The organism is Streptosporangium sp. NPDC050284, from assembly GCF_044459525.1.
GTDB lineage: Bacteria > Actinomycetota > Actinomycetes > Streptosporangiales > Streptosporangiaceae > Streptosporangium.
Map to the genome: position 1 here is coordinate 1 of NZ_JBITIZ010000032.1, position 12,174 is coordinate 12,174.

Here is a 12,174-nt window from a genome sequence, read left to right on the forward strand (position 1 = left end):
GGGATCTCGTCGTTCCCGACGACGCGGGGCTGGGATCTGGCGGCGTTCTACAGCCCGGATCGCGAGAGGCCCGGCACCAGTTATGTGCGTGAGGGCGGGTTCCTGCACGAGGCCGGGGAGTTCGATCCCGGGTTCTTCGGCATCTCGCCGCGTGAGGCTCTCGCGATGGACCCGCAGCAGCGACTGCTGCTGGAGACGACCTGGGAGGCGATCGAGCGGGCCGGCATGGACCCGATCTCGCTGAAGGGCAGCCGCACCGGCGTGTTCGCAGGAGTGTCGTATCACGACTACGCGTCCAGCGTGGAGTTCCCGCCGGATGTGATGAGTTTCTTCGGTACCGGTAACGCCGGGAGCGTGTTGTCGGGGCGGATCTCGTACACGCTGGGGCTGGAAGGTCCCGCGATGACGGTGGACACGGCGTGCTCGTCGTCGCTGGTGGCGATGCATCTGGCGGCGCAGGCGCTGCGTTCGGGTGAGTGCTCGCTCGCACTGGCCGGTGGGGTGACGGTGATGGCGTCGCCGGGCGCGTTCATCGACTTCAGTGCGCAGGGCGGGCTGGCCGGCGACGCGCGGTGCAAGGCGTTCGCCGACGCGGCGGATGGCACGAGCTGGTCCGAGGGCATCGGGGTGCTGGTGCTGGAGCGGCTGTCGGACGCCCGGCGCAACGGTCACGAGGTGCTCGCGGTGATGCGCGGTTCCGCGGTGAACCAGGACGGCGCGTCCAACGGTCTGACCGCGCCGAACGGTCCGTCTCAGCAGCGGGTGATCCGCCAGGCGCTCGCAGGCGCCGGGCTGTCGTCGGCCGACGTGGACGTGGTGGAGGCGCACGGGACCGGCACGACGCTGGGTGACCCGATCGAGGCGCAGGCGCTGCTGGCGACCTACGGCCAGGACCGGCCGGAGGACCGGCCGCTGCTGCTGGGGTCGATCAAGTCGAACATCGGTCACACGCAGGCGGCTGCGGGTGTGGCCGGTGTGATGAAGATGGTGCTCGCGATGCGGCACGGGGTGCTGCCTCGGACGTTGCACGTGGATGCGCCGTCGTCGCATGTGGACTGGTCGGTCGGTGCGGTGAGGCTGCTGACCGAGCCGACGCAGTGGCCGCGGGTGGAGCGGCCGTGGCGGGCGGGGGTGTCGTCGTTCGGGATCAGCGGAACCAACGCGCACGTGATCCTCGAACAGGGGCCGGAGTCGCCGGAATCCGAAGAGGTTTCGCAGAGCGAGGCACCTGCGGGCGTGGTGCCGGTGCTGGTGTCGGGCAGGTCTGTGGGGGCATTGCAGGCGCAGGCCGGGCGGTTGGCGTCGTTCCTGGAGGGTGAGCCCGGTCTGGGGCTGGTCGATGCCGCGTTCTCGCTGGCGACGACGCGGTCGGCGTTCGAGCATCGGGCGGTGGTGGTCGGTGACCGTGAGGGTGTGCTGGCCGGGTTGGGTGCGGTGGCCGAGGGTCTGCCGGGTGCGGGTGTGGTGCGCGGGGTGGCAGCGGGCGAGCTGAAGCTGGCGGTGTTGTTCACCGGTCAGGGCAGTCAGCGGGCTGGGATGGGCCGGGAGTTGTATGCGCGGTTCCCGGTGTTCGCGGCGGCGTTGGACGAGGTGATCGCGGAGCTGGATCCGCTGCTGGAGAGGTTCGAGGGGGAGCCGGACGGCGAGGCGGCCGAGCGGGCGGGGTGTTATCGGGGTCGTTCGTTGCGTGAGGTGTTGTTCGCCGAGCCGGGGTCGGTGGAGGCGGGGTTGCTGGATCGGACGGGGTGGGCGCAGCCGGCGTTGTTCGCGGTGGAGACGGCGTTGTTCCGGTTGGTGTCGTCGTGGGGGGTGCGGCCGGATGTGCTGGCGGGTCATTCGGTTGGGGAGATCGCGGCGGCTCATGTGGCGGGGGTGTTGTCGCTGGCGGATGCGTGTGTGCTGGTGGCGGGTCGGGCGCGGTTGATGCAGGCGCTTCCTGTGGGTGGGGCGATGGTGGCGGTGGCGGCTTCTGAGGAGGAGGTCGTCGAGCTGCTGGCCGGGCGCGAGGGTGAGGTGTCGGTCGCGGCGGTGAACGGCCCGTCCTCGGTGGTGGTCTCCGGGGTGGAGGAGGCGGTGCTGGAGGTGGCCGCCGCTCTGGAGGGGCGGGGGGTGCGGGCGAAGCGGTTGCGGGTGTCGCATGCGTTCCATTCGCCGTTGATGGATCCGATGCTGGAGGACTTCCGGGCGGTGGCCGGGAGGCTGGCCTACGGTGCGCCGAGGATTCCGATCGTGTCGACGCTGACCGGGGAGCAGGCGACGGCCGAGCGGTTGTGCTCGCCGGAGTACTGGGTGGAGCAGGTGCGTGGCGCGGTTCGCTTCGCCGACGGCGTGCGCACCCTGCACGCCCAGGGGGTGCGGGCCTACCTGGAACTCGGCCCCGACGGTGTGCTCACCGCGATGGCCGACGACACCCTCACCGTGGAGGCCGAGACCGGTGCCGACGTGCCCGAGGATCCGGCGCGCGACGCCGAGGCGAGGTCGGCGGCCGCTCCGGATGTGCTGGTAGCGGCCCTGCGCAGGGGCCAGGACGAGCAAAAAACAATCATGGCGGCGCTCGCCGCCCTGCACGTACACGGGGTGCCGGTGGACTGGCGGGCGGCGTTCCCCGGCGCCCGTCGGGTGGAGCTGCCCACCTACGCCTTCCAGCGTCGGCGTTTCTGGCCGGGGCCCTCGCGCGTCCGCGTCGGCGATGTGACCGACGCCGGGCTCGGAGCGCCGGATCACCCCCTGCTGGGAGCCGCCGTCGAGCTGGCGGGTGGCGACGAGGTGCTCCTCACCGGCCGGTTGTCGGTGCGCTCCCAGCCGTGGCTGGCCGATCACGTGGTGTCGGGCCGGGTGGTGGTGCCGGCGACGGCGTTCCTGGAACTGGCGATCCGGGCGGGTGACGAGGTCGGCTGCGCTCGTGTGGACGAGCTGACCCTGGCCGCGCCGTTGACGCTGCCAGAACAGGGCGGCGTCCGGGTACAGGTACGGCTGGGCGGGCCCGACGAGAGGGGACAGCGGCCGTTGAGCGTGTACGCGCGGCCGGAAGGTGAGGAGGAGCGTCCCTGGACGCGGCACGCGAGCGGGCTCCTCGCGGTCGACGAGCCTCTCATCGCCCCCGACACCACACCGGCGTTCGACACGACCGTGTGGCCGCCGGCCGGTACGACGCCGGTCTCGTTGGAAGGCTTCTACGAGGGGCGGGCCGCGGACGGCTTCGACTACGGACCGGCGTTCCGCGGCCTCACCGCGGCCTGGCGAGGCGACTCGGAGATGTACGCCGAAGTCAGCCTGCCCGAGCAGGACGCGGCCGAGGCGGGGGCGTTCGGAGCGCATCCGGCGCTGCTGGACGCGGTACTGCACCTGTGCCTGCTCCTCGACCGGAGCGAGGAGGCCCGGCGTAAGGTGCCCTTCGCGTGGGAGGGTGTGTCGTTGCACGCGGCGGGGGCGTCGGCGGTCCGGGTGCGGATGTCCTGGGCCGGACCCGACGCGATGTCGATCGCGATCGCCGGCGTGGACGGCCCGGTGGCCTCGATCGGATCGCTGTCCCTGCGTCTCCTTTCCGAAGGGCAGGCCGCCGGTCCGCGAGCGATCGGAAGGGACTCCCTGTTCAGGCTGGACTGGGTTCCGCAGGTAGCCCCGGCGTCGCCGGTTTCCACGGTCTCGCCGGGCACTCTGGCGGTGGTGGGCACGGACGGCTGGGGGCTCACCGAGGCACTCGCCGCCACGGTGGGTGGTCCCGTCGGGGTCGGTGCCGATCTGCGGTCGCTGGGAGAGGCGTACGACGGTGACGCTTCCGTGCCGCGTACGGTGCTGGTCCCGGTGGAGGCGGGCCCGGGTGACGAGGTGCCGATGGCCGCTCACGGCCTGGCGTCGTCCGTGCTGGACCTGGTGCGTTCCTGGCTCGCGGACGAGCGGTTCGCCGATTCGCGGCTGGTGTTCCTCACCCGGGGCGCGGTGGACGGCGACGACGTGGCGGCGGCGGCGGTGTGGGGGCTCGTGCGTGCCGCCGAGGCCGAGCATCCGGGCCGGTTCGCGCTGATCGACCTCGACCTCCGGGACGGTGACGCCCACGACCCGAGGGGGGTGCCGGCGACGTCGATCGCGGCGCTGCCGTCGGCCCTGGCCGCCGCCGAGCCGCAACTGGTGATCAGGGACGGTGCCGTGCTGGCAGGTCGGCTGGCCCGCGTCTTCCCGCCCGCCGAGGCGGTCGGTCCGACCTGGGATCCGGAGGGCACGGTGCTGATCACCGGTGGCACCGGCGGCCTGGGTGGCATGCTGGCCCGCCACCTGGTGGCCGAGCACGGCGTCGGTCACCTGACGCTGGCGAGCCGTCGCGGTGACAGGGCGGAGGGCGTCGAGGAGCTGGTGGCGGAGCTCGCCGGACTCGGCGCCCGGACGAACGTCGTGGCATGCGACCTGGCGGACCGTGACGCCGTCGCCGCCCTGCTGGCCGGGATATCCGCCGAACATCCGCTGACCGCGGTGGTGCATGCCGCGGGCGTGCTGGACGACGGTGTGATCGGCACGTTGACGTCGCGGAGCCTGGAGAAGGTGTTCCGCCCCAAGGTGGACGCGGCCTGGCATCTCCACGAGCTGACCAGGGACGAGAATCTGGCGGGCTTCGTGCTGTTCTCGTCGGTGGCGGGAACGTTCGGAACGGCGGGGCAGGCCAACTACGCGGCGGCGAACGCCTTCCTGGACGCGCTCGCCCGGCACCGCCGGGCCGAGGGGCTACCGGCGGTCTCGCTGGGCTGGGGTCCGTGGGACCAGGTGAGCGGCATGACCGGCGCCCTGAGCGAGGCCGAGATGGGCAGGCTCGCCAGACGCGGGACGCTCCCGCTCTCCCCGGAGCAGGGGCTGGCGCTGTTCGACGCGACGGTCATGGGCGAAGAGTCGGCCCTGCTGCCCGTACGTCTGGATCTGTCGGCGTTCCGCACCGGCGGGGACGTCCCGTTCCCGCTGCGAGGGCTGGTCAGGGCACAGGTCCGCAGGAAGGCCACGACCGAGGCGGCGGCCACGCTCGTCGAACGCCTCGCGCCGCTCGGGGAGGGCGAGCGGATGGCCGTCCTGCTGGAGCTGGTGCGGGGCCAGGTGGCGCTGGCGCTGGGCCACGCGGACGGCGACTCGATCGAGCCGCTGGGCAGTTTCCAGAGCATGGGCTTCGACTCGCTGACGGCCGTCGAGGTGCGCAACCGGCTGGCCGCCGACACCGGGCTGAGGCTGCCCGCGACGCTCGTGTTCGACTACCCGAACGTCACGGCGCTGACGGAGTACCTCCTGGCGGAGCTGCCGGGTGACCTCGGCGCCCCGGTGAGCGGACGCGTGGTCGCGCGGCCGGTCACACCGGTCGGCGACGACCCCGTGGTGATCGTGTCGATGGCGTGCCGCTACCCGGGCGGGGTGACCTCTCCCGAGGAGCTGTGGCGGCTGGTCGAGGAGGGTACGGACGCGATCTCGGCGTTCCCGACCTCTCGTGGCTGGGATCTGGAGTCGCTGTACGACCCCGACCGCGAGCGCCGGGGCACCAGCTATGTCCGCGAGGGCGGTTTCCTGCACGACGCTGGGGAGTTCGACCCCGGTTTCTTCGGGATCTCGCCCCGTGAGGCGCTCGCGATGGACCCGCAGCAGCGGCTCCTTCTTGAGGTGGCGTGGGAGGCGGTCGAGCGGGCCGGGATCGACCCGCTCTCGCTGCGCGGCAGTCACACGGGTGTGTTCGCCGGGGTGATGTACCACGACTACGCGACGAGCGCGGAGTTCCCGCCGGACGTGGTGAGCTTCATGGGCACCGGTACGGCCGGCAGCGTGCTGTCCGGGCGGCTGTCCTACATCCTCGGCCTGGAGGGGCCGGCGATGACGGTGGACACCGCGTGCTCCTCCTCGCTGGTGGCGTTGCACCTCGCGGCGCAGGCGCTGCGCGGCGGTGAGTGCTCGCTCGCACTGGTCGGTGGGGTGACGGTGATGGCGACCCCGGGGGCGTTCATCGACTTCAGCGCTCAGGACGGGCTCGCCGCCGACGGCCGGTGCAAGTCCTTCTCCGAGGCCGCCGACGGTGTCGGCTGGTCCGAGGGCGTCGGGACGCTGGTGCTGGAGCGCCTGTCCGACGCGCGGCGCAACGGTCACCAGGTGCTGGCCGTCGTACGCGGTTCCGCGGTGAACCAGGACGGCGCCTCCAACGGGTTGACCGCGCCGAACGGCCCGTCTCAGCAGCGGGTGATCCGCCAGGCACTCGCCGGCGCCGGCCTGGCCACGGTGGACGTGGACGTGGTGGAAGGCCACGGGACGGGGACGAGCCTGGGCGACCCGATCGAGGCGCAGGCGCTGCTGGCCACCTACGGCCAGGACCGGCCGCAGGACCGGCCGCTGCTGCTGGGCTCGATCAAGTCGAACATCGGTCACACCCAGGCGGCGGCGGGCGTCGCCGGTGTGATCAAGATGGTGATGGCGATGCGCCACGGGGTACTGCCGGGCACGCTGCACGTGGACGCGCCCTCGTCGCACGTGGATTGGGAGCAGGGCGCGGTGGAGCTGCTGACCGAGCACCGCCCGTGGCCGGGGGGCGGATGGCCGCGCCGGGCCGGGGTGTCGTCGTTCGGCATCAGCGGGACCAACGCGCACGTGATCCTGGAGGAGGCGCCGCCGTCCGCGGACGCGACGGCCGGGCGCCGGTCGCCGAACGGCTCACCGGGCAGATCGCTGAACGGACCGCAGAACGGGCCGTCGGACGGGGCGCAGGACGGATCACTGAACGGATCGTCGTCAGGTGTCACGACCGGCTCGGCGCCGGACGTCGTGCCGGTGCCGGTGCCGGTGCCGGTGTCGGGGAAGACGGATGACGCGCTGCGGGCGCAGGCGGCACGCCTGCTGTCGCGGGTCCAGGACGATCCGGACGTCTCCTGTGCGGACATCGGCTTCTCACTGGCGACGGGCCGTTCCACGTTCGAGCACCGGGCGGTGGTGCTGGCCGGCGACCGGGACGGGTTGCTCGCGGGCCTGGCCGCGGTGGCCGACGGGCGCCCGGCGCCGGGAACGGTGAGGGGACGTGGCGCGCGGCCGGGCAGGCTCGCGCTGCTGTTCACCGGACAGGGCGCTCAGCGGGCCGGAATGGGCAGGGAGCTGTACGAGCGGTTCCCGGTGTTCGCCGATGCCCTCGACGCCGTGCTCGCACACCTGGACCCTGAGCTGGACCGCCCGCTGCGCGAGGTGATGTTCGGCGGCGACACCGAGTCGCTGAACCAGACCGGATACACCCAGCCCGCGCTGTTCGCCCTGGAGGTGGCGCTGTTCCGGCTGGTGGAGTCCTGGGGTGTCAAGCCGGACTTCCTGGTGGGGCACTCGATCGGGGAGATCGCGGCCGCGCACGTGGCGGGCGTGCTGTCGTCGGCGGACGCGTGCCGGCTGGTGGCGGCACGCGCCCGGCTGATGCAGGCGCTGCCGGAGGGCGGCGCGATGATCGCCGTACAGGCCCCTGAGCATGAGGTGCTGCCGCTCCTCGCCGGGTGCGAGGACGAGGTCTCCGTCGCCGCGGTGAACGGTCCCGCCTCGGTGGTGATCGCCGGTGCCGAGGACGCGGTCGTCCGAATCTCCGGCCTGCTGGAGGCGAGGGGACGCAGGACGAGGCGGCTGAGGGTGAGCCACGCGTTCCACTCGCCGCTGATGGAGCCGATGCTGGCGGAGTTCCGCAGGGTGGCCGAGGGCCTGGACTTCGCGGCGCCGCGGATCCCGGTGGTCTCGACCGTGACGGGCGAGCTCGCGTCGGCGGAGGAGCTGTGCTCACCGGACCACTGGGTGGAGCAGGTGCGGCGCGAGGTCAGGTTCGCCGACGGCGTGGGGACGCTGCGGCGGCGCGGGGTCAGCGCGTACCTCGAACTGGGACCCGACGGGGTGCTGACCGCGATGACCGAGGACACCGTCCAGGACGAGGCCGCGGTGCTGGTCCCGGCGCTGCGCGGTGACCGCGGCGAGCAGGACGCGATCATGACGGCGGTGGCGACGTTGTACACGCACGGTCTCACGGTGGACTGGCCGGCCGTGTTCGGGGCCGCGTTCGGCGACGCCCGCCGGGTCGACCTGCCGACGTACGCCTTCAGGCATCAGTGGTTCTGGCCGAGTGGGCGGCGGGTCGGGGACGTCGGGGATCTCGGGCTCGCGGCGGCGGCGCACCCGCTGCTGGGGGCCGCGGTGCGGCTCGCCGGGTCGGACGGGGTCGTGCTCACCGGCCGCCTCTCACCGCGATCGCACCCGTGGCTCGCCGACCACGCCGTCGGCGGGATGGTGATCCTGCCCGGCGCGGGACTGCTGGAACTCGCCATCCGGGCAGGGGACCAGGTCGGCTGCGACCGGGTGGAGGAACTCACCATGGCCGCCCCGCTCGTGTTCGGCGAGGGGGAGGCGATGGACCTGCAGGTGTCGGTGGGCGCGCCCGACGCGTCGGACCACCGCGAGCTCGGCGTCTACGCGCGGCCCGCGGGCGCCGCCGACGACGAGCCGTGGACACGGTACGCGACCGGTGTGCTCTCCGGCGGCGGACGCGAGGCCGCTGACCCGGCCGAGGTCTTCGACACCGAGGTGTGGCCACCGAGGGGAGCGTCCGCCGTCGAACTGGACGGCCTCTACGAGCGGTTCGCCGAGGGCGGGTTCGTCTACGGCCCCCTCTTCCAGGGATTGCGCGCGGCCTGGCGGCGTGACGACGAGGTGTTCGCGGAGATCGCCCTGCCCGAGCAGGCCGGCGACGCCGGCTCGTACGGCGTGCACCCGGCGCTGCTGGACGCTGCCCTGCACGCGGTGCCGTTCCTGGAGTCCGCCGAGCCCGAGGCGGGACGCCTGCCGTTCGCGTGGGGCGGCGTGCACCTGCACGCCGGTGGCGCGACGACGCTGCGCGTGCGCGTGACCAGAACCGGCGAGGACACGGTGTCGGTGAGCGCGGTGGACACGGCGGGAGCGCCCGTGCTCACCGCCGAGTCGCTGGTGTCGCGTCCGGCGTCGCCCGGCGGCCTGGTCGTCGGCGGGCGCCGGACATCGGGGGACGGACTGTTCCGGCTGGAGTGGACGCCCCTGCCCCAGACGCCCGCCGACGTCGAGGAAGAGGAAGCGGAGGCGGAGGTGGTGTCGCTGGACGTGGCGGCGGATCCCGGGGATCTCGTCACGCCGGGTGCCCCGCCGCGTGCCGCGGCCGCGTTCCTCGCCGCCGACCCCGCCGACCCCGCCGACCCCGCCGACGTCATCGCCGCGACCCGCGAGTCCACCGTCCGCGTGCTCGGCCTTCTGCAGCGCTGGCTCGCGGAGGAGCGGCTCGGTGACGCCACCCTCATCGTGATGACGCGTGGCGCGGTCGCCGTCCACGAGGACGACCGCGTGACCGACCTGCCGGGTGCCGCCGTGTGGGGACTGGTCCGCGCCGCGCAGGCGGAGAACCCGGGCCGGTTCGTGCTCGTCGATCTCGACGAGCCGCTGGAGCCTTCGGCGGCGCTTCTGCGGGCCGTCCTGGCCTGCGGCGAGCCGCAGGTGGCGGTGCGTGACGGAGTGCTGAGAGCGGCGCGCCTGGTGCCGGTCGCCATAGGCGGGGACGGTGTGCGGCGGTGGGATCCCGAGGGCACGGTTTTGATCACCGGCGGCACGGGCGGCCTCGGTGCCGAGGTGGCGCGGCACCTGGTGGGCGAGCACGGTGTGCGGCGGCTGCTGCTGGCCGGCCGCCGAGGGCTGGAGGCGCCCGGCGCCCCCGAGCTGCGGGCCGAGCTGGCCGCCCGCGGTGCCGAGGTCGTCGTCGCCGCGTGTGACGTCTCCGACCGGGGCGCGCTCGCGGGCCTGCTGGCAGGCGTACCCGCCGAGCATCCGCTGACGGCGGTCGTTCACGCGGCGGGGGTGCTGGACGACGCGACGATTCCCTCCCTGCGCCCCGAGCGGATGGACACCGCGCTGTGGCCCAAGGCGGGTGCCGCCTGGCATCTGCACGAGCTCACCCAGGGGGTGGATCTCGCCGCGTTCGTGCTCTTCTCGTCGGTGGCCGGCGTGGCCGGCGGTGCGGGGCAGGGCAACTACGCCGCGGCCAACGCCTTCCTCGACGGACTGGCCCACCACCGCCGGGCCGCCGGGCTCGCCGCGTTGTCGCTGGCCTGGGGTCCCTGGGTACGGGACGCCGGGGCGACCGGCGGAATGACCGGCGCCCTCGCCGACACCGACCGGCGGCGGATGGCGCGGGTGGGCATCCGTCCGCTGTCGGTGAAGCAGGGACTGGAACTGTTCGACGCCGCCGGGGGTGTGGACCGCCCGGTGCTGGTGCCGGTCAGGTTCGACCTGCCGGCGTTGCGGGCGCGTGAGGATGTTCCGCCGCTGCTGAGAGGGCTGGTGCCCGCCGGAAGGCGCCGGACGGCCGCGAGCGGGCGCCAGGAGCCGGACACCCTGGTGCACAGGCTGACCGCCCTCGGCGCCGCCGAGCGCGCCGAAGTGCTCCTGGATCTCGTACGAGGCCAGGTGGCGGCCGTACTCGGGCACAGCGGAACCGGCTCCGTCGAGCCGGACCGGGCGTTCAAGGAGCTGGGCTTCGACTCGCTCACCGCCGTCGAGCTGCGCAACCGGTTGACCGACGCCACCGGGCTGCGCCTGCCGGTCACCCTGGTGTTCGACCACCCCACCTCGCTCGCCCTCGTCGACCACCTGCTCGACCGGCTCGGCCTGACCGAGCAGACGGGGTCCGCGGCGCTCCTCGGCGAGCTCGCGAAGCTGGAGAGGGCGTTCACCGGGATGGCCGTCGACCCCGAGGCGCACAGGCAGGTCGCGGCGCGCCTGGACGTCCTGAAGACGAAATGGGCGGCGCTCTCGCGCGATTCCGGTGATCCCGGCGACACGGAGCTCGACCTCGACTCGGTCACGGACAGTGAGATGTTCGACATGCTCGACAACGAGCTCGGCCTGTCGTGACCCTGTCGCTGTCGTCGCTGTCGTCGCCGTTTCGGTTCGTGCGTGAGTCGGCCACCTCATGAGGACACGAGGTCCGCTCGCGGTGGGCACCCCGCACGCCGTCCACGCGAGGGGTGGAAACCTCGCCGAGGAGGTCCGGCCGAGTGCCGGGAGCTCTGGCCGGACCGGGCAGGTCCCGCCGATCTCCGAACGCGCCTCATGATCGAGGATCTACTGCCGGGAGAGGTCAGGTCGTCGGAGGTGTTCGACGACTCGCGGCCCTGCGCCCTGTTCCTCGAGGAGGAGGCCGTGATCAGCAGGGCGGTGGAGAAGCGCCGCCGCGAGTTCACCACGGGACGCTGGTGCGCTCGCGACGCCCTGGGCCGTCTGGGCTACCCTCCGGTGCCCGTGCCGCCCGGGGTGAAGGGCGCGCCGGTCTGGCCCCCGGGTGTCGTCGGCAGCATCACCCACTGCGCCGGATACCGTGCCGCCGCCGTCGCGCGGTCCGGTGACATCACGACCCTGGGGATCGACGCCGAGCCGAACAAGCCGCTGCCCTCCGGGGTGCTGGAGGTGATCACGGTCGGCGAGGAGCTGCGCCGTGTGACGTATCTCCTGCGGCGCGACCCGTCGGTGAGGTGGGACCGGCTGCTGTTCAGCGCGAAGGAGTCCGTCTACAAGGCGTGGTTCCCCTTGGCACCGATGCGGGAACCGCGTCTCGACTTCACGGAGGCGTCGATCACCTTCGATCCGGCCTGGGGCGGCTTCCACGCCCGGCTGCTGGCCGAGGGGCCGAGGCTGAGCGACGGTGTCGAGCTGAAGGAGTTCTTCGGCCGATGGCTGGTGGGCCGAGGGCTCATGATCACGGCCGTCGCGGTCGTGACGGCACTTTCGGCCACCCCGCACGTCGATGAGCACCGGCGGAGGCGGGGGAGTCCGCGGCCGGGCGGTGACGCCGATCGGCCGGATCCTGTCCGCCGCTCGGGCGAAGGGAGCGAAGGGGACGTTCACGATTCTCCGGGTCCGTGAGTCCGGAGTAGGGGGAGGGGGAGCCCCGTCGAACGCCGGTGTTTTCCTGTAGCCGGACCCGGCGACGGGTCCTTTGACCTCATCCGACAGGGTGCCACCCCTGTCGATCTCCGTGAAGGAACCGGGCACCACCCCTGTCGGCCTCGGCGAACGAACCGGGTGCCACCCCTGTCGGCCTCTGTGAATGAGGGGTTCCCAGGGTGAAGGGGCTCCTGAAGACTCCGCGGGAAGGGGCTCCCGCAGCCCGGGTCTTCCACGCTCAAGGAG

At 73.1% G+C, this 12,174-nt stretch carries 2 protein-coding genes; both read left to right on the forward strand.

Features of this window, described 5'->3' with window-relative positions; translation table 11 throughout:
* A partial coding sequence (locus ACIBH4_RS38015) for a type I polyketide synthase (RefSeq protein WP_399173782.1) occupies positions 1-10,899 on the forward strand: 10,899 nt, incomplete at its 5' end.
* Positions 10,900-11,097: 198 nt separating this feature from the next.
* Positions 11,098-11,907: a 4'-phosphopantetheinyl transferase superfamily protein gene (locus ACIBH4_RS38020; protein WP_362769779.1), complete on the forward strand. Its 810-nt coding sequence runs from the start codon at positions 11,098-11,100 to the stop codon at positions 11,905-11,907.
* Positions 11,908-12,174: the final 267 nt, after the last annotated feature.